We start from the raw sequence: 21873 nt of genomic DNA, 5'->3' as shown, positions 1-21873 counted from the left end.
GCAAGGAGCCTTGTTATGGAACAAGTGACAACGCAATACAGCATTAAGGTCGTGAAGTACTTTATTATCGCATCCTTAGTGTGGGCGATTGTAGGTATGATCATCGGCGTGATTCTCGCCGCGCAATTATATTGGCCAGTCTTAAACTTTGATTCTCAATATTTCCAATTTGGTCGACTGCGTCCGCTACATACCTCTGGAGTAATTTACGGCTTCGTCGTGAATATCTTGATGGGGACGTCTTTATACATTGCCCAGCGAACAGGCCATTGTGACTTGTTCAATAAAAGCCTTTCATGGATGGTATTTTGGGGCTGGCAATTCATCTTGTTACTTGCGGTCATTTCCTTACCCGCAGGACACACCAGCTCAAAAGAGTATGCGGAGCTTGAATGGCCAATCGACTTAATGATTGTGCTGGTTTGGGTGCTGTATGCGGTATTGTTCTTTGGCACCCTTGCTAAGCGTAAGGTCAGCCATATCTTCGTGGCTAACTGGTTCTTTGCTGCTTTCATCATCGTCGTTGCAATGATTTTCATCGTGAACAACCTCGCGATGCCTGTGTTGGCGATGAAGTCTTACTCTGTGTTTGCAGGGGCTCAAGATGCGATTGTTCAGTGGTGGTGGGGACATAATGCCGTAGGTTTCTTGCTGACCGCAGGTGTGATTGGTATGAATTACTACTTCATACCTAAAGCGGCGGATCGACCTATCTATTCGTACCGTTTGTCTGTGATCCATTTCTGGGGCTTGGTCGGCTTTTACACGTGGGCCGGCACGCACCATTTGGTTTATTCTTCCGTTCCTATCTGGATTCAGAACATCGGCATCGTGATGTCTTTGATCTTGTGGCTCCCTTCTTGGGCCGGTGCGTTCAATAGCGCAATGACCCTCCTACAAAACAAAGAAAAGCTGAAGTCCGACTACATTCTTTTATTCTTTTTCTCAGCGATTCTTTACTACTGCTTGGCAACATTCGAAGGTCCGCTACTCGCAATTCGCTGGTTCAACATGGTGGCACACAACACCGAATGGATCATAGGACACGTACATTCCGCGGCTCTCGGATGGGTTGGGATGTCAGGGATAGCGGTTTTTTACTATTTCATTCCACGCTTATGGGGCCAAACCGATCTATGGTCACGACGACTGATTAAATGGCACTTTTGGCTCGCTCATGCTGGCGTCGCCATCTATGCGATAGCACTTTGGATCGCAGGCATCGGTGAGGGTTATATGTGGCTAGCTCAAAATGAAAATGGCGAACTGATTTACAGTTTTGTAGAAGCTATGGACTTTAAAGCACCTTGGCTATTCATGCGTTTCTTTGGTGGTGCGCTGTTTGTACTTGGATTGTTCTTAATGGCTTTCAACTTGTACAAAACGGTTCGTATGCCCGCAGTACATGATGCTAAACACACCGTTAATGAGGGGGCTTAAATGATGAGTAAAGACTTTACACATTCAATCGTCATTTTAATTTTGACCACTGTTGTCGTGGCCTCCTTCTCTTTATTGGTCTGGGTAGTGCCAAGCATTGTCCGTGGAGATGATATTGCCAAAGGCAGCTTAGCGATGCCACTCACACCGATAGAGTTAGCTGGCCGAGACATCTACATCAGTGAAGGCTGCCATGTTTGTCACACACAAATGGTTCGCCCTCTAGAGCCAGAAGTGAAGCGTAATGGTCGCCCCAACCAAGAAGCAGACGATATCTATGAGTTTCCTAACTTGTGGGGCTCTAAACGTACTGGCCCTGATCTCACTAATTTAGGTAGAAAGTATTCTGACCAATGGCATGTTATTCACTTAATTGATCCTCGAAAAGTCGTACCGACCTCGATCATGCCCTCTTACCCGTGGCTATTTGAGCAGACTCTGACTGGCGATGATATTAGCGCCAAAATGGAAGTGTTACGTACCTTAGGTGTGCCTTATACCGATCAAGAAATTGGTGATGCCCGTTTGCAAGTAAGAGGCAAAACCAAAGGTGAAGCGCTGATTCGCTATTTACAAAGCCTGGGTAAAGATACGTCACAGGAGGTATCACAATGAGCACATTTTGGAATCTATGGACGGTACTCTTAACCTTAATATTCTTTGTTCTGATGGTGTCTGTTGTCGTTAAATACTGGCGTAGCAATCACAAGGCCGATCACGACCACACCATTGGCACCTTTGATGGTATTGAAGAGAAAGATGCGCCTCCACCTAAGCTGCTATTTGTCAGTTATGCAGTGGCATTTCTTTTATCTGCAGGCTATTTGGTGCTCTATCCCGGGCTTGGCGAATGGGAAGGGTTAGTCGATTGGGAACAAAGCGACGATAAGCTCAGCTCACCATCCACCACTCTCAATGAGCAATTTGCACAAACCAGTGAAACCACGTTAGAAGGATTAGCTGCCGTCCCAGAGATCGTGAACAGCGGAAAGATTCTGTTCCAAACTCACTGTGCCGCTTGTCACCGAGATAATGCTCAGGGACAAAAGCACTTTCCTAACCTGATAGACCAAGAGTGGCTCTATGGGGGCAGTGATGAAGCTGTGATTCATTCGATCGCCAAAGGTCGGAACGGTGCTATGCCAGGTTGGAGCGAAATCATGCGCCCCGACGAAGTGGCTAAGGTTTCTTACTACCTAGCGTCTCTCAACCAACGCCATACCGATGTTCCAGAAGTAAAAGTTAAAGTCGGCAAAGAGCTGTTTGTAAAATACTGCTCGTCTTGTCACGCTGATGGTTCTGTTGCGAACCCAGCGATTGGCGTACCTGATCTTTCAGACGACATCTGGCTTCATGGCGGCAGTATTGAAGAGATTCAGCACACCATCAATTACGGTTTGAACAACCTAATGCCTGCGTTTGATGAGCAGCTCACCGAGAACGAAATACTCGCGCTTGGGGCTTATATCCGACACGCTGGTGAAGTGGAGCAACAAAGGCTCGCGAGTTTGAAAGCATCATCTGTTGGGCGCGGAGAATATCTCGCTTACGCCGGTGACTGTGTGGCTTGTCATAGTGCAGAAGGTGGCGAACCCTTTGCTGGCGGCCTACCCTTTGTCACCCCCTTCGGCACCGTGTATTCAACCAACATCACGCCACACACCACCGAAGGGATTGGGACTTATGACTTCGATGATTTTCGGGCGGCGTTAGTCGCAGGTAAAGGTAAGAATGGTTACCTGTACCCTGCAATGCCTTACACCTCTTATCAATACCTGACCGACCAAGACATGGTGGATTTATGGGAATACATGCAGTCAATCACCGCCGTGCCGAGACGTAATGATGACAACAGCATGATGTTTCCATCGAACATTCGCTTAGGTTTGCTTGGCTGGAACATCGTATTCATGGATACCGACCCTATTGATTACGAAGTACCAGAGGAGCTCAAAGGAGAAATTGAGAATGTCGATAAGTGGCAACAAGGCAAATATTGGGTCGCAGGACTTGGTCACTGCTCGGAGTGCCATACGCCTCGAAACATTGCCCAAGCACTGATACCAGAACGTATTTTCCAAGGTAACTTGATCGACGGTTGGAACGCGCCTGATATCACAGCTAATGAGCTCTATGTCGATGGTTGGGATGAAGCAACACTCACCGACTTTTTACACACAGGACATTCAGACAAAGGCACCGCTTTTGCAGGTATGGCAGATGTAGTAAAAAACAGCCTAAGCTTGATGACGCGTGAAGATGTTGAATCGATGTCTTATTACCTACTCAGCGGAGACGTCAACAACACCATTGCTAGTGACGCAGTTCCGTTACAACCTAAAGGGTTTGATGAGGCCGCGTATAACAGTGAAATCTACGCCACATATCGTCAAACCTGTGGGGCGTGTCATGGTGACGATGGTAAAGGTCGCGACCCTATCGCCCCTACTCTGTTGAACAACGGTATCATCATGCACAGCGACCCATTCAACACCATTGCGGTAACTGTTCGCGGTTTACAACCGACCTACCTTGACAAGGATAGAAACTTCATGCCAATGGCAAGCTTTGAAGATGTCCTATCAGATCAGAGACTGGCTGAGTTGATCACCTTCGTCCGATTGCACCTTGGAGACAGGCAAGAACCAGTAACCGCAGAGCATGTTCGTGAGGTAAGAGAAACACTTGAAGCGGCAGGTTACGCAGGCGGCCTACATACCACGCCAGACATGTATGACCGAAGAGATAACACCATCAATATCCGGTAACAGGCAAATTGCTTGAAAAGTGAATTGTAATAAACCAAAGGGAGACCACTGTGTCTCCTTTTCTTTTGTCCAAACACAAGCTTTCGACGCTTTGCCAAACAACACAATTGTAACTAACTGATTACACAATTAAGCAGAGCTGCACATAATGCGATCAATCTCGCAGAACAAAGATGACACCAAGTGCATAATATGCAAAATTTTCTAAAGATGTACTAAGGACAGTTATGGATACAACTACACTCATCTACGATACGTTGGAAGGCCTGTCGAGCGCAAAGCCACAGCAACACGCTCAAATCCGCCAAAATCTATATAACCAATTAGATTTATCATTTGAGAAGCAGTTGGCTTTGTATTCATCAGTTCTAGGTCCAGCGAGTGCTGGTAGATTGACCGATTTGGATAGTGCAGTGATGTCTGCACGCAAGATTGTTGGTTTAGAAAACAGCTAATCTAGCTTCAACCTATCTCCATTTTAACGCTGCCATTGTGCAGCGTTTTTTTATACACGCTATTTACAATAAGTACGGCTATTAACGATAAATGCAGCTGTTTACGATAAGTATGTATGGCTCTTTACAATAAGTCCAAGTCGCTGCAATTTTCAAGTTGCTCGCATTCTCATTTGGTTAATCTTATGTTCCATTTTTAACAGGTGTGTAACCTCAATAATGGCGCTAATGTTAGTAGCACGTTAACCACACATCGGATGGAAGAATCATGAGAGTACTTATTGAATATACACAGGCAGGCAAATATCGTGACCATGCGTGGGAAGCACTAACGATTCGTTCAAAAGGCGAAATTCAAGCTGTGACTCCCTCTTATGCGGCGCAGCTCATCGAACAGAACCGCGCCAGCTTATCGACTACTGAAAATCAAGATATCGTCATCCAACCATAATGAGTTTAGGAACTATCCCTCCCGGTTCTTAAATTCTCTGTTTTACTCGCTTTAGTAATCAATACGATACAAAGTAAAAACAGAGTTTGATGACATAAAAAAAACGCTGCACGGATGCAGCGTTTTCTTGTTTCTGGCGTGCCTTGTTTCTAACTTAGATAACTTCTAACGTAGATAACCTACGCAGAGAATTTGATTATTTTGGCAAGTTTTCTAACGAATCAACCATTGTAATTAACTTATCGACAATTCTTTCGCCGTCCACTCGCAAACCATTGTGTTCATATTCATTAGTAATCCACGCTTTCGAATTTGGAATATTCGCCAGTGTTTCACGGCTGTAATCCAACTCAACGTACATGTCATCCGCGTAAACCGCACACGCCATTGGAACCGTATTCTTACTTAGCTGTTCTGCGTTGTACAAAGTGCCCCAGTCCGACTTTTCAGCCAGCATGTTCGCCGCTTCACGCAGTGGCTTCAGTGTTTCTAATTGGTCGAACATCCATGGATAAACCATTTCGCCAGTAAACCAGAATTCACTGCCCGATTGATAGTTGAAATGCGGATACTGCTCACGCACGCGATGTGCCGACCAGTTAGACGCTGTGCCTTGGCAGTAAATCGATTCATGCAGAATCGCGTAAATAGGGTTTGTTAGGTAGCCCTGCTCTTGCTGCATTTGATTTAGGAAGCTGTAGCTCAGCTGCTTGTTACCGTTCACTTCAACAAACGCACTCTCTAGTGTGAAGTACATAGGAAGGTTTGCTTCACCGCCACCAAGGTTAATACCAATCAATTGGAACTGTTCAACCGTAAACACCTGACCGTTTGGCAGTCTCACGTCGTTGTTAAGCAGGTAATCAGAGATCTCACGACACATAGCTTGCGCTTGTGGGAACTGATCAAAGAAGGCTCTGTTTTTGTCTTCTACACGCTTGTAGGTTGCTCGATACACATCATCAGCTTCGCGCTCGATAGACGGAATACCGCCCGTGACATAACAACGCTGTAAGCTTTGTGGGAAAAGCGACAAGTAGCTAAGTGTACAGAAACCACCAAAGCTCTGGCCAATCGTCGACCATTGTTTAACACCGAACTGCTCACGAATCGCTTCCGCGTCGCGCACGATGTTGTCTGCTCTGAAATGCGATAGGTATTCAGCTTGTTGTTCAGGAGACAAATGAGCCAAGGTTTCGTGGCTGATCACCGTGCTATTGCCTGTACCACGTTGGTCAAGAAGCAGAACACGGTAGTTTTGCAATGCACGCTTTAGCCAACCTGATTGGCCGCTAACACGTGGAGAAGGAAAACCCGGGCCGCCTTGAAAGTAGATAAGCCACGGCAGCTCTTGCGCATCTTTAGCGAGATCAACCAGCTCACGTGCGAAGACTGGGATCTGTTGTCCAGCTTTTGCTTGGTAATCGAGTGGCAACTCAAAAGAGTGCTGACGATACAGGGTGGTTCCATCAATAAAGTTAGCTTGCACGCTTCATTCCTTTTTATCTGATTCTAATGTCATCGGTACGAATAAAAGTGGCGCCCTATGGCACTCATAGTAAGCAAGATACGCATACTAGCTTGTAAAAGAAACCGTTTGTTTAACCTGAATGTGAAGGTGCTTCATCTAATTGCTCAATTGGTCTTCAACGCGTAACAACTTGTTTCAAAAGCGAAGGTTTAAGGGTGATCTATTGGTGGGAAGAAACGAAAATGGAAAACAAATAAAAAGAGCTTAACGAGGTGAGGATACGTTAAGCTCTTTGGTTTTATCTGTTGTCGGTTCTATCTGTTATAGAAAGTGCTATCGATACACTACGCTATGAAGTCGTCAGCTCACCTGCACCTTGAATCGAACGTTGGCTGCTTTCTACAAGAATGGCTGTAGCGGTTTCTTTCAACGCGCCCCACTCTGCTTCATCCACTTCAATACCATCGTTCCACGCTTTCTCTTGGGTTTTAAAAAGTACTTCTGACTCAATGTGTGTTTGGTAGCCATCTGACAAACGTTCGATATCGAAATCCTGGACGGAAAGTTCGATGGTCATATTATGGATATGTTCGTCCGATGTCAGTGGCGAATCTGATAAGAACAGCTCTGGTGCTACGCACCCACGATTAAGCACATACAAGGTGCTCTTCGGATTGGAGCCATTATCCCAACGTGCGGTACAGGCGATGCCTTTCGCAGCTAGCTTCACAAGTTCACTGTACGCTAACCAACGGTTGTGACAGTTATTAAGCTCAATTTTCAGCGCTTTTTTTCCGACCATTTTTTCGATCGCGTAATCCATCACCACAGGGAGATGACACGCCAAGCTCGCCTTGTGCAAATCCACTTCAACTGTGTTGTCGCTTATCATTTGGATATCTACAGGGCAATCATCTTCTAACCCCATAAAGTTGCTCGCATTGTTAAAATGGCGAACACCATCCAAGCCAACCATTTGTAAATCTGCCACCATGTTCGCTATCACATCGGCTTCACCACATGTACGGCGCATCCCTAAAAAGGCTTTGTTGACGGCCGCGACCAGTTCATTGTGAGAAACGATCATAACGATTTACCTCCATGTTGAGCGTTAATAGGCGTAGAAGTTTTATGTGATTCAGACAGCTCCGCTTCGCTTGGTAACAGTGGGAACACCCACTCGTCCTGATGGATTTCATCAAGCAGCGGTGCCCCTTGGAAGAAAGTCACTCGAACCCAACGGTCTGAGCGAGGATCAAACTTAGTTGCGCCAAACATAGCGAGTTTGCAACGTAACAAATGCATCGGAAGTGACTCTTGATGAAGTACATTCATTTGAATGTCACCCATCGCTTTGTTGCCTAGCGTCCACACACGGCGTGCAATCGCACGATGCTGTGGCTGTTTAACAAGGAATTCAGCCAACGACAGCTCTGGCGCGAACTGCAGCAACGCATGGTACAAACGGTAAGCTTGACGGCCGATATCTAACGGCAGTTCACGCTCTTCGCCTAGTTCCTCACCTCGAACACCGAGTCTTGGCTCTTCTTTGTCTTGAGAGCGATACCAGAACCAATAGTTGTTCTCAGCTTTAGTAAAGTCAGTAGTAATTGCCCAGCGGTACTTCTCTTCCAATACCACTAAAAGGTCTTGGATCTTTTTACCGCTAGAAAGCGACAGTGTTTCGCTGCAATTCATTTGCTCTTGATGGGCGTCCACTAATTCTGGGTACAATTCCATCAAGCATGAGATAAGGATTTCTTGGGCTTCCATACTCATGTGCTTAGATTGTTCAACTAACTGTGCCCATGTATCGCAGTGGTTTACAGAGGCTTCTAATGATTGTATTGCTTGTTTCAACTCATCAACAGCTGCTTTATTCAGCTGTTGTTGGTTTTCATTAATGGTGACTACCTGCTCCAGATGAGACACAGCTTTGCTCATCAAAGCTCGCAGTGGCTCGATTAAAGCTGTCTCGGTAGGATGAGCTAACACTTCCGCCAATGCATGTTCACGAGTCGTCATCCACTGGTCGACAATACTTGGGTGGTTGATAAGGTATGGTGCCATCCCTAGACCTGTCGCATTCCCCACACCAAGGTAACGTTGTAACCCTCTATGCAAGGTAATCGCTTGTTCACCGCCTTGTTGCTCGGCTAGGTAATGTACCCAATCTAGGCTGAACTCACGCAGCATATAAACCGCACACATTTGCGCACTAAACGACTGATTAAAATCTTCATTTTTCTCTAAGATTTTGAAGTCAGCGATGCCAAATTTGCCATTACCGTATACCGCCGTCGTTCGCAGGATATAACCCACTTCAGCCAGTTCTTTTGGTGTTGGTTGAACACCTTTAGCTAGGTGACTCACGATGTGTTCAAACACTCGCACACTTTTGTTTGCACGCGCCAACACAAGCACGTTATTTGGATTACGACCTGCTTCTTGTAGCGGTACATTCGCACGAAGCCTTTCAAGTAAGGCGACATCAACATCACCAAGAACAAGCGCAAACGTTACATCCCACTTTTCAGCAATTACACGGTCATTTCGCTCGTCGTCTGCAATCTCATCGCAGAAAACAACCAAATGATAAACATGATTTGGCGTTTCTAGCTTATAGATAACATGACCAAAACCTTGAGGATCCAGTTGCCACTCATGTTTAGTCACTTTCCAATGCTGTTGTGCCATTTTACGAATCAGAGTTCTTACGAAGCTGATGCGTGTTTGGTGCATTGCACCTAGCCTTTCCGGTGCCATGACGACGGTTGCGTCACGCAGTGCTGATTCAGTGTAAGTAGAACGATGTGCATCCATTTTGCTCACCACCTTATAGTTATAGGATTTTGCTAGCCATTCAGAACCGATCGTTGCCATCATATGAAGCATTCGTTGTTACAGTGTGCTGGTTAGCTTTCACGTTATTTGGGGCAAGCGAGCTCACCCCTTATTATTTGTCCTGACTAGATCGATTGACCTAAATACGTGCCGCCCGGTGTATCTTCACCAGTACGGTTTTTCTGTTCCTCTCGGAACCTTGTATCAGCCTTCTTTCAAAGGCTGATACCTTGTTTCTCTTTAATTTGTTATAAGCCCTGCTCTTTTGCCATCTTGATTGCGATTTGAGGCGCATTCCAAAGTGATGGCAGCAATATTAAGGACACAGGTACCGCTGTGATAACAATGAAGGATTGCAGCGCTGAGATTCCGCCTGAACCTAGGGAAATCAGAATCAATGCAGTTACCCCCATCATCACACCCCAGAAGGTACGAATAATTGCATTCGGTTCTGTCTCACCACTGATCACCACACTGATGGTGTAAGTCATTGAATCACCAGTCGTTACGATAAAGATCGTCGTTAAAATTAAGAACAGAATTGAGATAAGCATTGGCATTGGTAGCTGCTGAGTTACCGCTAGCAGTGCGCCGGGTAAGTTAAAACCTTCGAACGCTTTACTGACGCTACCTGGGTCTGCAATTTCGAACGCAAGACCAGAGCCGCCAACAATCGTGAACCAGAAGCAAGTAACAAACGGAGCAATCAAACTAATCGTTGATACCAACTGGCGGATACTACGACCACGTGAAATACGTGCGATGAAGATTGCCATCATTGGGCCGTAACCTAAGAACCAACCCCAGAAGAATACTGTCCACCAGCTCAACCAACCTTCGTCACCACGGTATGTTGCCATTGGGATGAAGTTATCTATCATGCTGCCTACACCTTGGATGTAGCCATTGAAAATGAAGTTTGTTGGGCCGAAGATCAGGATGTAGACCATCAATGCCATTGCTAAAATTACGTTGTAACGGCTTAGCATTTGCATCCCGCGGTTAAGACCACTTAATGCAGACAATGTGTAAAGAACGATAGCGAACAAGATGATGATCAGCTGTGTCGTGAAGCCATCTGGAATACCAAACAGTTCGTTCAGGGCATAGCTCACTTGCAGGCCTAAGAAGCCAATCGGACCGATGGTTCCCGCTGCTACTGCAACAATACAACATGCATCAATCAATGCGCCTGTATGGCCTTTCAGAGCTCTTTCACCTAATACAGGGTAAAGAAGAATACGAGGTTTAAGCGGTAAGCCTTTGTCGTAGTGAAGATGCATAACCACGATAGACGTTAAACTACCAACGATTGCCCATGCAAGAAAACCCCAGTGCATGAATGATTGTGATAGAGCATTCACCGCGCCTTGTTGTGCATTTTCTTGTGCACCATATAAAGGTGGTGGGCTAACAAAGTGCGCAATAGGCTCAGCTGCCGCCCAAAATACACCGCCACCCGCCAGTAGCGTACAAAAGATGATTGCCATCCAACGGAAGCCATCCATTTCAGGCTTAGCAATACCACCTAGGATAACCTTGCCTGTTCGCCCTGCCGCCAGGCCAAGACCAATAAGAAAAGTCAGAAGAAGAAGCATTTGCCAGTAAGGACCGAATACTTTTACAGACCATGCAAAGCCCGTATTTACTAGGCTTGATAACAGCTCGCCATCAAATAGAGCAAGTGCCACGAACAGAGCGATAAACCCGCCGCTGTACCAAAGTGCTGGGTTGGATAGTCCTAATTTGTCTGACGTAGATTCAGACTCGTTTGTGTTGCTTGCTTTGTGTGTTTGACCCGCATTTAAGCTAGAAGATTTCACGCTATTGGTTAAATCAGACATACTCTGACTCCAGAGGTTTCTTTGCAGCTGTCATTTGAATGATGACTACAAGGGTGTATTTAACACCTGCCCTATTGTTTTTTGTGTTGGGCAGGCTAATCCATGTTTGGGTTACCGCGTTGCGAAATAGACCGTTGTTCCTTTTGAATAGTGAAATTGGTTTAAGCAGCACTCGCTCATTGAACGTTTGTTACAAGGCTGCTAATTCGATGATGGCTCGCGAGAAACCATTAACCCTTGGTTTGAGGCTCTAGGCCATCTTTCAAAAAGTTAAACCAGTTTTCTCCTAAGACTTGCCCAGCTTCAGACTCGCTGAAACCATGACGCATCAATCCGTTATATATGTTTTCCATACCCGCACTACCACAGAACCAAGGCAACGCATCTGGCCAACCAGAGTTGTTCGCAGAGCCTTCGCCGTAGTCCATTGCTTTAGACCAACGACCATTTCTCATCCATTCAAGAACGGCTTGAGGTTGGTTTAAGCATAGGTCACTACCAATACCGAGGTGCTCTACGCCGACCATGTCAGCAGTAGTCGCAACCATTTGGCAGAAGTCTTCCAAGGTACATTGGCTGCCGTTTGGTAGGTGGAATGGGTATAAGCTGAATCCGATTAAGCCGCCGCGTGCGGTTAGGGCTTTAATCACATCGTTTGATTTATTTCGTAGTGCATCATGAGCAAACGTTGGGTTCGCATGGCTGATACAAATAGGACGAGAAGACAAGTCGATTGCTTCAAGTGTTGAGCGCTCGGCACTGTGAGACATATCGATGATCATGCCCACTCGGTTCATCTCTTCGATGGCTTGTTTACCAAAGCGAGTAATGCCGGTGTCGTTCTTCTCGTAGCACCCCGTCGCCAATAAGCTCTGGTTGTTGTAAGTCAATTGCATGATCAAAAGACCTTGCTTACGCATCACTTCGATAAGACCAATCTCATCGTCGATTGGAGAACAGTTTTGAGCACCAAGGAAAATGCCGACTTTGCCAGTCGCTTTTGCAGTCTCTACATCAGCCATTGAGTGAATCGGCATGATAAGGTCTGCGTTCTGCTCGAATCTTAAGTTCCACTCTGCAAAGCGAGATAAGGTTTCACGAGCTGTCTCGTGGTAAACCGCGGTAGCGTGAACTGCTGTAATGCCGCTCGCCTTTAGTGTTTGGAAATATTCTCTGTTCCAATTGCAGTATTGCAATCCATCTATAACAATCCGTTGCTGGTACATAACCACTCCTATTGAAAGCTCAGTGTTCTAGCTCGGTTTTGAAAACACGCTCAAATAACATGTTTTCAAAAATGGGTTAAATCACTTATCTAAGTTCGTTTGCTGCTTTGGTTTGAATGTTGGCCTGACTCTGTGAATCAGGCCAATTCGATAGCTGGATAGCTAGGGACTTAATATCTTCAGCTATCCAATTCTTATTTAGAAAGTGGATTAGTAAGGACGCTGGTAAGCCGTCTTAACCACTGTGTAGAACTCTTTCGCGTATTGACCTTGCTCACGAGGACCGAAGCTAGACTCTTTGCGACCACCAAACGGTACGTGGTAATCCGTGCCTGCTGTTGGTAGGTTCACCATCACACAACCTGTTTGGGCTTGTTGCTTGAACATCGCGCTAGTACGTAGGCTCTGAGTAATAATGCCGCCCGTTAGACCAAAACGAGTATCATTGGTTGTTGCAATCGCTTCTTCTAGGTCAGCGACACGAATCACGCTTGCCATTGGCGCGAACACTTCTTCTTGGTTCACTTCCCAATCGTTCTTAGTGTTCAAGAACAACGTTGGAGCCATGTAGAAACCTTCGTGTTTCATGCTCAAGCGTTCGCCACCAAATGCCAGCTCACCGCCGCTTTGACGTGCTTTCTCAACCCAACTTAGGTTTGCTTCAAGTTGGTTGCCATCAACGACAGGGCCCATGAATACGCCCTCTTCCAGTGCGTGACCCACTTTCAGCTCGCTCATACGTTTGATTAGTGCTTCAACGTATTGGTCGTGAATGCTATCCATAACCACAAGGCGAGAAGACGCTGTACATTTTTGACCAGCGCCAGAGAACGAACCGGCAATCGTTGCATCAACCGCAGTTTGGATATCAGCATCGTCTGCGATAACAAGTGCGTTTTTACTGCCCATTTCCAGTTGGCAACGAACGAAGTTTGGCGCTGTAGCAGCCGCAACCTTACGGCCCGTATCAACAGAACCGGTAAAGCTCACACCGTTCACTTCTTTAGAGTTGATCAGTGCATCACCTACTTTCGAACCGCTACCTAGAACAAGGTTGAACGTGCCTGCTGGCATGCCTTGGCGGTGGATAATCTCAGTGAGTGCTACCGCACTTGCTGGTGTTAGGTTTGCTGGTTTCCAGATAACGCTGTTACCGAAAGCAAGCGCTGGAGCAATTTTCCAAGCTGCTGTTGCTGTCGGGAAGTTCCAAGGAGAGATGATGCCGATAACGCCTACCGCTTCGCGAGTCACTTCAACAGAAACGCCTGGGCGTACTGAATCAGCGTTGTCGCCAATCTGGCGAAGCACTTCAGCCGCAAAATATTGGAAGAACTGACCAGCACGGTAAATCTCACCACGACCTTCAGCAAACGGCTTACCTTCTTCACGAGAAAGAAGCGTGCCTAGTTCATCACAACGTGCAATCAGCTCATCACCAATCGCTTGAAGAACCGCTTGCTTGCGTTCAATCGGCGTTTTTTCCCACTCTGGTTGAGCGTGCTTCGCCGCTGAAATCGCTTGTTGAACTTGTTCCGCACTTGCTTGTGCAAAGTTACCGATGTTTTCAGAAATATCTGATGGGTTAATGTTCGCTACGGTGCTTACACCCGCTTGCCATTCGCCGCCAATATAAAGTGCGTTTTCTGCTTGAACATTCTGTAATTGAGTCATCATTCTGTCCTTGTAACGGTTAGGCTGCGTTTGAGTCTGGCAACCATCTGATTAATGAATAAAGCGTTAATTTATATAATAAATAATGTTTAAATCTTGTATGTAAAAATGAACCAAGTCGCTTGTATCAATAAAGATCTTTACTTACAAACAACTTCAATCTGCAAATTGCCTTAGTTCACAGTCGAATTATTCAGGTTGAGACGCCGATGCATAAACCACGAACTCGACCAGCATCTCTTCTCTTGCTAACCCTGCAACGACGACCGCAGCACGGTTTGGGTAAGGTGCATTGAAGTACTCTCCATATACGCTGTTCACCGTTTTTAGATATTCACGGTCTGTCACGTAAATAAGTACCTGCAGCACTGAATCCATAGATTCACCTGCACACTCCAATGTATGGACAAGGTTATTAAAAGTCTGACGCGTTTGTGCTTCGATACCACCCTCTACTACCGCACCAGTCTCATCGATTGGAATCTGCGCTGTATATAGAGTGCCGTTATTAACGATTGCCCACTCTAGTGGTGCTTTTGAAGCGAAAAGCTCAGTTTTTACTGGGTGTTTTTTAGTTTTTGCGTTCACGATTCCATCCAACTTTGTAACAACTATGTTTCAAGATGGTTAAATGCTGCACCTTGACGACTGATAAATCTAACGGTAAATTTTGTGCATTTGATAAGAAAAACCTATCACCATACAGAAAGTAAGGCATAGCAAGGGCTAGAGAAGGATCAGTGCCATGAGCATTAAGCTACAACAGTTAAAACATTTTGTTTTAGTGGTCGAAGAAGGCGGATTTCGAGCGGCATCTCACCGAGCAAATCGCTCGCAAGCAGCACTTTCTACGTCGATAAAAGAGCTAGAAAAAATACTTGGTCAGCCACTGTTTGAAACAGGCAACAAATCAACCCTGACACCTTTCGGGGAGATATGCCTGCCAAAAATCATTCAATTCCTGAATGTTTACAAAGCATTAGACAATGACCTACGTGCAGCCGCGGCAGGACAACAAGGAAGAGTTCGAATAGCAAGCGTGCCATCAGTAGCGGCAAAATTAATCCCTAGTGTTTTAGGGGCTTTTTGTGAGCAGTACCCGAATGTTGAAGTCAGCTTGATTGATGATAACGCGGCGGGTGTAGAAGCGAGATTACTGTCTGGAGAAGTGGATGTAGCCCTCGGAAATAGCTCCCATTTAGAAGAAGAGAGCATCGACTTCACGCCTTTACTTTCCGATCCTATCGGTGTGGTCTGCCTCAAGGACAACCCCATCGCCTCTCAACGAGAGGGAATAGAATGGCAAACGTTGTTAAAACAACCCTTCATTCGCAACGGGACTTGTACCCTACTTGACCCAACACCTGCAAGAATGCTCAGCGAACAAGCTTTGTATTCAGTCGAAAACATTACTTCGTTGTTTTCGGTGTTAGAGCTTGGGATAGGCGTGACCACGCTACCTAAACTGGCTTTCCCAACCAATGAAACCCGCTTGGTGTGGATTCCGTTGATTGACCCGCCTTTACAGCGTCAAATCGGTATTTTCAGATTGTCTGATCGTACGATCTCGCCACAAGCGCAGGCTTTCCATGACTTATGTATTCAATATCTAAGTTATGAAGACTAATAGAGGGACATGATTGAGTTTGTTTGCTTAAAAAGCGGTTGTTAGAGCAACACATCAAGAAATTCCAGCTCGAATCTCCAGACTTTTGACCTTTCTATCTTGGGCTTAGTGCCCTAACCTTCAGATTTTTGCCCTATCTTCAGCTCCTTACATCCATGTGAGGAGCTGAATTTCTTCCATAATATTCATCTTAAACGCCGATTTATCCGTTTCGAATCGCTTGAAAGACGTTAAGAATGAAGTCGTGACAAACTATTTTGAAAAATAATCACTTCCAGATAGAGAACGCCGTATAGATAAATAACTCAATGCACGAAGGCTTTCATCGCTGACTAAAACTGACTTTATCCACTTGTAGAATGGCACTCAATAATTAACTTATAAATGACGCTAAGTGTTTGAATATGCTTAATTGATAAGATCGTAACTTGCCAAATTTACGTCTAAAATTTTCATACAAAAACGGCTTTGTTGCGTAATTAAATTTATAGATAGAGCTACCCCATTTCGTGTGTTTCTTAGTCAATACGACAAGTTTCAGGCATACCTAACCCAGTAAGCTTGTTCAACGCTTTTATCATCGCGTAAGTCTTACCCACCTGCGCATTGTAATGTCTTAAGCTCAATCGTCCTCCTAGTAACTGTTTAACTCGATACATCGCTGTTTCTGATAGTGAACGTCTGTGGTACCCATACCGCTCTTTCCAATACTTATTTGAGCCGTATAACTTCTGGCAACCCACTGCGAGGTTTCGAGGATGACCACGCTCCCAGAAGGCTGCCCCTTCTCTTGGGGGAATAAGCGCAATGGCTCCCTTAATCTTAATAGCAGCATGACACAATCTCGTGTCGTAAGCTCCATCACCAGACACCTCAAGGATACTTCGGCGTGTTTGTTTCAGTAAGTTCGGGAGGACTTCTCCATCTGTAATCGTCGATAAACTTAGCTCGGCTGCGATAATTTCATGAGTGCTTGTATCAACGGCAATATGCAGCTTTCGCCAAACTCTACGCTTGCCATCTGTCCCGTGTTTTTTGACTTTCCATTCACCTTCGCCATAAACCTTTAGGCCAGTTGCATCAATGGCCAGGTGCTGTATTGCTCCTCTCGCTTTAGTCTTAAATGAGACCTCAACTTGCTTTGCTCTACGACTGATGCAGGTGTAATGCGGACAACTTAATGGAACATGGGCAAGCCTAAATATTGAGTCGATAAACCCTTGCAGAGCTCTCAGTGGCATAGAAAAAACTCGTTTCACCATGAGCGCTGTCGTGATAGCTAAATCGCTGAACCGACGTGGCCTCCCGCGCTTACTCTGTTTGCTTTGCGCCCACCCGTTTATTGCCTCTTCATCAATCCAAAAGGTCAGAGAGCCACGGTTAATAAGTGATTGGTTGTATTTCTTCCAGTTGGTTGTTTTGTAACGAGGTTTAGGCATAGAGCTACGAGAAGGAGTGAACGTAGCTGATCAGATCGTAGGCTCTTGATTTAGTTCCATTGAATTACGCAACAAAGCCTACAAAAACGCCCGTTTCCGGGCTTTGTTGCGTAATTAAATTTATAGATAGAGCTACCCCATTTCGTGTGTTTCTTAGTCAATACGACAAGTTTCAGGCATACCTAACCCAGTAAGCTTGTTCAACGCTTTTATCATCGCGTAAGTCTCACCCACCTGCGCATTGTAATGTCTTAAGCTCAATCGTCCTCCTAGTAACTGTTTTACTCGATACATCGCTGTTTCTGATAGTGAACGTCTGTGGTACCCATACCGCTCTTTCCAATACTTATTTGAGCCGTATAACTTCTGGCAAACCACGGCGAGGTTTCGAGGATGACCACGCTCCCAGAAGGCTGCCCCTTCTCTTGGGGGAATAAGCGCAATGGCTCCCTTAATCTTAATAGCAGCATGACACAATCTCGTGTCGTAAGCTCCATCACCAGACACCTCAAGGATACTTCGGCGTGTTTGTTTCAGTAAGTTCGGGAGGACTTCTCCATCTGTAACCGTCGATAAACTTAGCTCGGCTGCGATAATTTCATGAGTGCTTGTATCAACGGCAATATGCAGCTTTCGCCAAACTCTACGCTTGCCATCTGTCCCGTGTTTTTTGACTTTCCATTCACCTTCGCCATAAACCTTTAGGCCAGTTGCATCAATGGCCAGGTGCTGTATTGCTCCTCTCGCTTTAGTCTTAAATGAGACCTCAACTTGCTTTGCTCTACGACTGATGCAGGTGTAATGCGGACAACTTAATGGAACATGGGCAAGCCTAAATATTGAGTCGATAAACCCTTGCAGAGCTCTCAGTGGCATAGAAAAAACTCGTTTCACCATGAGCGCTGTCGTGATAGCTAAATCGCTGAACCGACGTGGCCTCCCGCGCTTACTCTGTTTGCTTTGCGCCCACCCGTTTATTGCCTCTTCATCAATCCAAAAGGTCAGAGAGCCACGGTTAATAAGTGATTGGTTGTATTGCTTCCAGTTGGTTGTTTTGTAACGAGGTTTAGGCATAGAGCTACGAGAAGGAGTGAACGTAGCTGATCAGATCGTAGGCTCTTGATTTAGTTCCATTGAATTACGCAACAAAGCCCAATTTGACAGGAAGATGTGATTAATAAGGTTTCAAATTTCGTTTCATATAATATGAAATAAATAAAAGCCTGCGCGATTACACAGGCTCAAACTTAGACTCAGTTATAAACTCCGGCTCACGCTTGGAGCTGGGTTCAGCGACTACATACGAGCAAGCTGTACTTTTCTGTCTTTGTTGACCACGCAGAAGTTACCGCGCTTAGTGCGACACTTAGAGCATCGTTCGCATTCAACAGGGCTTTTATCCCCTTCTTTCCAACGCTTCACTAAGTGCGGCTCAGAAAGCAGAGGTCGTGAAAGTGCGAAGTACTCAATGCCCGTGTTGTTCGCAATCGCTTCGATAGCATCAAAATCCGTCAGGCCGCCAACCGTGATAACTGGGATGTTAACGTCTTGGCTAATTGCGTGGCCGTATTCATGGAAGTAACCTTCAGCTTGGATAGTAAATCCGTCGTGTGACTCGCCAATCATGGTGTCGGCTTTACCATGAATGTTGCCAGAAACTACAATGCCATCAACGCCTACTTCTTCAAGCTTTTTACACACCAAACGCGTTTCATCGAAGGTCACACCGCCCTCAAAAAACTCAGAAGCGGTCAGCTTAACCAAGATTGGGAAATCGTCGCCTACTAGCTTGCGCGTTGCCGTGTAGATCTCTAGCAAAAATCTCATGCGATTTTCTAAGCTACCGCCGTATTCGTCCTCACGCTGGTTGTAATAAGGACTTAAGAACTGGTTAATCAGATAGTTATGAGCAGCATGAATTTCAACGCCATCAAAACCTGATTTCTGTGCTCTCAATGACGCTTGAGCAAACGCATCAACAATGTAGTCGATCTCGTCTTTAGTCATCGCTTTGCCTAGTGTTTGAGTTCCTTTTTCTGGAACCTCACTTGGTGCGTAGATCACTCGTTCGCCAAGATCATGCGTGGTTTTGGTGCCACCATAAGCCAATTGCATCACGATTTTAGAGTCATTATCGTGCACCAGTTGAGTCAGCTTTTGATACTCTGCTATGAATGAGTCGTTATACATCCCCATCATGCCCGCATTCGGCTTTTCTTCTTCAACAATGTTCGCGTAACCCGTTACGATCAGGCCGACTTCACCTTGAGCCAACTCTTCATAGATAGCGTACAGTTTATCTGTCATATGCCCATCTTCGGTGGCCATATTTTCCCACGTTGCACTTCTCATGAAGCGGTTCTTTAGTGTCATCTTGCCAATGTGGGTTTCTGTAAACAAAGTGCTCAAGTGTCTTCCTCTCAAAATCGTATTACGCGAGTTACCCATTAAGCATGGGCACTGATTCAGGCGGATACTACAGAGAATAAGACAGGTAAAACTTAATCTAGATTAAGAGAGCGGCACTCTCATGTGAGAAAGATATAGAAAGCATCAAAAAGAGATAAAAAAGATTGGAGAAATGGTAATAAAAGAAAGTCGCTAAGTTTTAATAAGCGACTTTGTTCAATTTAATCTGGACTAAGTCAATGGTTCTTACGAGAGGTGTCCACCTGCGAATTGCTGCCTGCTAACAGTTATTTGAACTCATAGGTATAAGAAGCCCCAACACTGTTATTTTCACCGAAGTCATCCTCAGCAAAAATAGTGAAGAAGTTGAATGATTGAGCATCACTCAACTTGTAACTAGCACCTACCCCAGCCCAATAACCAGAATAGTCGTCAGAACCCATTGAACCGCCACCAAAACTCATAATCGACCACTCGTCCGTTATCGTTTTTAAGGCAAAGGCACCGATATAACCGCCATGTGTCGAGCTTGGCATTAGTACATAATCAGACCCCACATTCTCATCATCGAATACTGCCACTTCACCATCGTTATAGCTGTATCCAGCCATAGGGAAGATTTGCCACCCAAAAGGTTCAATATCGAAATAACTCAATGGTACAAAGGTACCGATACTGTAGTTATTTTTGTAAGCATCATTATCGTATTCAGAACGACTAAAGTTAAAGTTAACAATGCCTAATGGCAACAGCCAAGAACCACCAAGTCGCCACTCTTCACCGTCTGCATTGACACGAGCATTTATCATGCGTGCTTCATCAAGCCCAATAGAGCCCGAAAACTTCAATTCTTCGTTATAAGCAATGCCTGCTTTGGTTACGATCTTAGTGGGATCATCAGGGTGCTTCTCTTCAGCCAAAACACCCGTTGAACACCATGTTACTGCTGCAACAATTAATAAGTTAAGTTTTGTCATTAGAAGGTCGCACTAACGCCAACAAAGTGGATACGGCCATCGAAAGAACCGTTGAGCAAGTTGACGCCTAGAGGTCCCTGTAAATCACGATTCATCTCAACTGAACCTAAGTCAGCATACTCGTAGAACACATCAATTAAGATGTCGTCCCAATAGGTAGATGCACCCACTGAGTAGCGATACTGTTCGCCCACTGGAAGGTCAACCCACTGCATTGAAGGATCGTCTTGTGGAGAGGTTTCGTAAGAGAAGCCCGCCTTTAAACGCCAGTCAGAGTTCAGCTGGTAGTCAGCACCAACAGCAAACTTCCATACGTCGTCCCAATCACGTTTAATTGGGATCCCATCTCTATCTGTCACTCCAAAATCTAATACTGTCTCATCCCACTCACTCCAGCGGTGGAATTGAATGCTAGCCAAGAGATCAAGTTGAGAGTTCAATGCATAGCTTGCGCTTAAATCAACGATCTCAGGTAGTGCAAGGTCTGTCGACAACGAGTTAAACGCACTTCCACTTAACTCATTATTAAACTCATGCTCTAGTTTCGAGCGGTAACTTGCGCCCAATTTAAGCTTGTCTGTCGGTGTGTACATCACGCCAAAGTTGTAACCGTATGCCCAGTCAGTATCTTGTTTTGCTGTAAACCCAGCAACCCCAGAGGTCGACTGTTGAAACGCAGCCCAGCTGAATTGCACACCCGCGCCTACTGACCATTGGTCATTCAGCTTATAACTCAGTGATGGATTCACTTGCATTGCTGTGAGAGTGATATCTTCTAGAAGTGCAGCACCCGCCCATTCACTGCCGTAATCAAGGCTTGAACCACCGACAGCACCAAGCGCAATACCAAGGTGTAATTTGTCGGTGACTTGATGTGCATGAAACGCGCCAAATGAAGGCAACACTGAATGGCCTTTACCATCCTGCTTGTCCCCGTTATCTTGATATTTCATCTCAAGATCAAACGCCATAGTATTAATGGTCGTCTTGCTTTCGCCCATGTGAGACATGGTGGCAGGGTTCGTCCACATTGCAGCAGCAGAACGAGTATAAACACCATCACCAGCACCAGTAGTACCAGCGTTAGCAACAACGGCCTCTTGTAAAAAAAGGCCACTTGCAAATGCATTTAAGCTAGTAAATATTGCGGTGGCAGCTAGAGAGTAAGTAAAAGTTTTGTTCATCAGATTGCTCATTTAGCCTTAGACATAAAATTGCTCTAAGGTTACCGCAAAGCCCCATAAACAAATG

18 protein-coding genes are annotated in these 21873 nt (G+C 45.5%); 6 read left to right on the top strand and 12 right to left on the bottom strand.

Annotated features, from left to right (window positions below):
• The first annotated feature begins 15 nt into the window (after positions 1 to 15).
• From ccoN to AC3CH3_RS21670, 5 genes are all read left to right on the top strand, one after another.
• Positions 16 to 1440 carry a cytochrome-c oxidase, cbb3-type subunit I gene (ccoN, locus tag AC3CH3_RS21690; RefSeq protein ID WP_019825043.1) on the top strand — a complete coding sequence of 475 codons (1425 nt, stop codon included), beginning with the start codon at positions 16 to 18 and terminating at the stop codon, positions 1438 to 1440.
• Entirely contained in the window at positions 1441 to 2055 is a 615-nt protein-coding gene (locus tag AC3CH3_RS21685; RefSeq protein WP_017060032.1) for a cbb3-type cytochrome c oxidase subunit II, read from the top strand.
• Entirely contained in the window at positions 2052 to 4208 is a 2157-nt protein-coding gene (locus tag AC3CH3_RS21680; protein WP_488538401.1) for a c-type cytochrome, read from the top strand. The genes AC3CH3_RS21685 and AC3CH3_RS21680 overlap by 4 nt, the downstream gene beginning before the upstream one ends.
• 227 nt (positions 4209 to 4435) lie before the next feature.
• Positions 4436 to 4663, top strand: coding sequence for a PAS factor family protein (locus AC3CH3_RS21675; RefSeq protein WP_004730426.1), 228 nt, complete (start codon positions 4436 to 4438; stop codon positions 4661 to 4663).
• Between the two features lie 268 nt (positions 4664 to 4931).
• Positions 4932 to 5114 carry a hypothetical protein gene (locus tag AC3CH3_RS21670; protein ID WP_488538400.1) on the top strand — a complete coding sequence of 61 codons (183 nt, stop codon included), beginning with the start codon at positions 4932 to 4934 and terminating at the stop codon, positions 5112 to 5114.
• Positions 5115 to 5310: 196 nt separating this feature from the next.
• On the opposite strand, the gene AC3CH3_RS21665 is transcribed toward AC3CH3_RS21670, so the two are convergent.
• The 7 genes from AC3CH3_RS21665 to AC3CH3_RS21635 form a co-directional block, all read right to left on the bottom strand.
• On the bottom strand, positions 5311 to 6603 hold the full coding sequence (locus AC3CH3_RS21665) for an alpha/beta fold hydrolase (RefSeq protein ID WP_488538399.1): 1293 nt from the start codon (positions 6601 to 6603) through the stop codon (positions 5311 to 5313).
• A gap of 331 nt (positions 6604 to 6934) precedes the next feature.
• Positions 6935 to 7672 carry a DUF3726 domain-containing protein gene (locus AC3CH3_RS21660; protein WP_019825051.1) on the bottom strand — a complete coding sequence of 246 codons (738 nt, stop codon included), beginning with the start codon at positions 7670 to 7672 and terminating at the stop codon, positions 6935 to 6937.
• Complete coding sequence (locus tag AC3CH3_RS21655) at positions 7669 to 9471, bottom strand: hypothetical protein (protein ID WP_488538398.1); 1803 nt, start codon at positions 9469 to 9471, stop codon at positions 7669 to 7671. The genes AC3CH3_RS21660 and AC3CH3_RS21655 overlap by 4 nt, the downstream gene beginning before the upstream one ends.
• A 206-nt stretch (positions 9472 to 9677) precedes the next feature.
• A complete protein-coding gene (locus AC3CH3_RS21650; RefSeq protein ID WP_488538397.1) occupies positions 9678 to 11273 on the bottom strand; it encodes a BCCT family transporter in 1596 nt (531 codons plus the stop codon).
• Positions 11274 to 11503: 230 nt separating this feature from the next.
• On the bottom strand, positions 11504 to 12499 hold the full coding sequence (locus AC3CH3_RS21645; protein ID WP_017060833.1) for a membrane dipeptidase: 996 nt from the start codon (positions 12497 to 12499) through the stop codon (positions 11504 to 11506).
• Between the two features lie 210 nt (positions 12500 to 12709).
• A complete protein-coding gene (locus AC3CH3_RS21640; RefSeq protein WP_488539083.1) occupies positions 12710 to 14170 on the bottom strand; it encodes an aldehyde dehydrogenase family protein in 1461 nt (486 codons plus the stop codon).
• Positions 14171 to 14359: 189 nt separating this feature from the next.
• On the bottom strand, positions 14360 to 14758 hold the full coding sequence (locus AC3CH3_RS21635) for a RidA family protein (protein WP_076657332.1): 399 nt from the start codon (positions 14756 to 14758) through the stop codon (positions 14360 to 14362).
• Positions 14759 to 14915: 157 nt separating this feature from the next.
• On the opposite strand from AC3CH3_RS21635, the gene AC3CH3_RS21630 reads away from it, so the two are divergent.
• The gene (locus tag AC3CH3_RS21630; RefSeq protein ID WP_017099346.1) at positions 14916 to 15797 is read left to right on the top strand and encodes a LysR family transcriptional regulator; all 882 of its coding nucleotides are present in this window, start codon (positions 14916 to 14918) and stop codon (positions 15795 to 15797) included.
• 518 nt (positions 15798 to 16315) lie between these two features.
• On the opposite strand, the gene AC3CH3_RS21625 is transcribed toward AC3CH3_RS21630, so the two are convergent.
• The 5 genes from AC3CH3_RS21625 to AC3CH3_RS21605 form a co-directional block, all read right to left on the bottom strand.
• The gene (locus tag AC3CH3_RS21625; RefSeq protein WP_488538396.1) at positions 16316 to 17236 is read right to left on the bottom strand and encodes an IS5 family transposase; all 921 of its coding nucleotides are present in this window, start codon (positions 17234 to 17236) and stop codon (positions 16316 to 16318) included.
• A 153-nt stretch (positions 17237 to 17389) separates the two neighbouring features.
• Positions 17390 to 18310 (bottom strand): IS5 family transposase, encoded by a 921-nt coding sequence (locus AC3CH3_RS21620; protein WP_488538008.1) that lies wholly within the window; start codon positions 18308 to 18310, stop codon positions 17390 to 17392.
• 222 nt (positions 18311 to 18532) lie between these two features.
• On the bottom strand, positions 18533 to 19645 hold the full coding sequence (locus tag AC3CH3_RS21615) for an NADH:flavin oxidoreductase (protein ID WP_488538395.1): 1113 nt from the start codon (positions 19643 to 19645) through the stop codon (positions 18533 to 18535).
• 287 nt (positions 19646 to 19932) lie between these two features.
• On the bottom strand, positions 19933 to 20622 hold the full coding sequence (locus AC3CH3_RS21610) for a hypothetical protein (protein ID WP_479284423.1): 690 nt from the start codon (positions 20620 to 20622) through the stop codon (positions 19933 to 19935).
• Positions 20622 to 21806, bottom strand: coding sequence for an OmpP1/FadL family transporter (locus AC3CH3_RS21605; RefSeq protein WP_065207132.1), 1185 nt, complete (start codon positions 21804 to 21806; stop codon positions 20622 to 20624). Before AC3CH3_RS21605 ends, AC3CH3_RS21610 begins: the two co-directional genes overlap by 1 nt.
• Positions 21807 to 21873 lie beyond the last annotated feature (67 nt).

The organism is Vibrio sp. QJM3NY_35 (assembly GCF_057785915.1).
Note: the sequence above shows the minus strand (reverse complement) of the source record. Positions and strands in the feature narration are given on the sequence as shown.

What these genes read in the sequence shown, in the direction of transcription:
- AC3CH3_RS21655 (WP_488538398.1), bottom strand. Translation starts at nt 9,471, where the DNA reads ATGATGGCAACGATCGGTTCTGAATGGCTAGCAAAATCCTATAACTAT.
- AC3CH3_RS21670 (WP_488538400.1), top strand. Translation starts at nt 4,932, where the DNA reads ATGAGAGTACTTATTGAATATACACAGGCAGGCAAATATCGTGACCAT.
- AC3CH3_RS21640 (WP_488539083.1), bottom strand. Translation starts at nt 14,170, where the DNA reads ATGACTCAATTACAGAATGTTCAAGCAGAAAACGCACTTTATATTGGC.
- AC3CH3_RS21675 (WP_004730426.1), top strand. Translation starts at nt 4,436, where the DNA reads ATGGATACAACTACACTCATCTACGATACGTTGGAAGGCCTGTCGAGC.
- ccoN (WP_019825043.1), top strand. Translation starts at nt 16, where the DNA reads ATGGAACAAGTGACAACGCAATACAGCATTAAGGTCGTGAAGTACTTT.
- AC3CH3_RS21645 (WP_017060833.1), bottom strand. Translation starts at nt 12,499, where the DNA reads ATGTACCAGCAACGGATTGTTATAGATGGATTGCAATACTGCAATTGG.
- AC3CH3_RS21605 (WP_065207132.1), bottom strand. Translation starts at nt 21,806, where the DNA reads ATGAACAAAACTTTTACTTACTCTCTAGCTGCCACCGCAATATTTACT.
- AC3CH3_RS21685 (WP_017060032.1), top strand. Translation starts at nt 1,441, where the DNA reads ATGATGAGTAAAGACTTTACACATTCAATCGTCATTTTAATTTTGACC.
- AC3CH3_RS21680 (WP_488538401.1), top strand. Translation starts at nt 2,052, where the DNA reads ATGAGCACATTTTGGAATCTATGGACGGTACTCTTAACCTTAATATTC.
- AC3CH3_RS21630 (WP_017099346.1), top strand. Translation starts at nt 14,916, where the DNA reads ATGAGCATTAAGCTACAACAGTTAAAACATTTTGTTTTAGTGGTCGAA.
- AC3CH3_RS21610 (WP_479284423.1), bottom strand. Translation starts at nt 20,622, where the DNA reads ATGACAAAACTTAACTTATTAATTGTTGCAGCAGTAACATGGTGTTCA.
- AC3CH3_RS21625 (WP_488538396.1), bottom strand. Translation starts at nt 17,236, where the DNA reads ATGCCTAAACCTCGTTACAAAACAACCAACTGGAAGAAATACAACCAA.
- AC3CH3_RS21660 (WP_019825051.1), bottom strand. Translation starts at nt 7,672, where the DNA reads ATGATCGTTTCTCACAATGAACTGGTCGCGGCCGTCAACAAAGCCTTT.
- AC3CH3_RS21650 (WP_488538397.1), bottom strand. Translation starts at nt 11,273, where the DNA reads ATGTCTGATTTAACCAATAGCGTGAAATCTTCTAGCTTAAATGCGGGT.
- AC3CH3_RS21620 (WP_488538008.1), bottom strand. Translation starts at nt 18,310, where the DNA reads ATGCCTAAACCTCGTTACAAAACAACCAACTGGAAGCAATACAACCAA.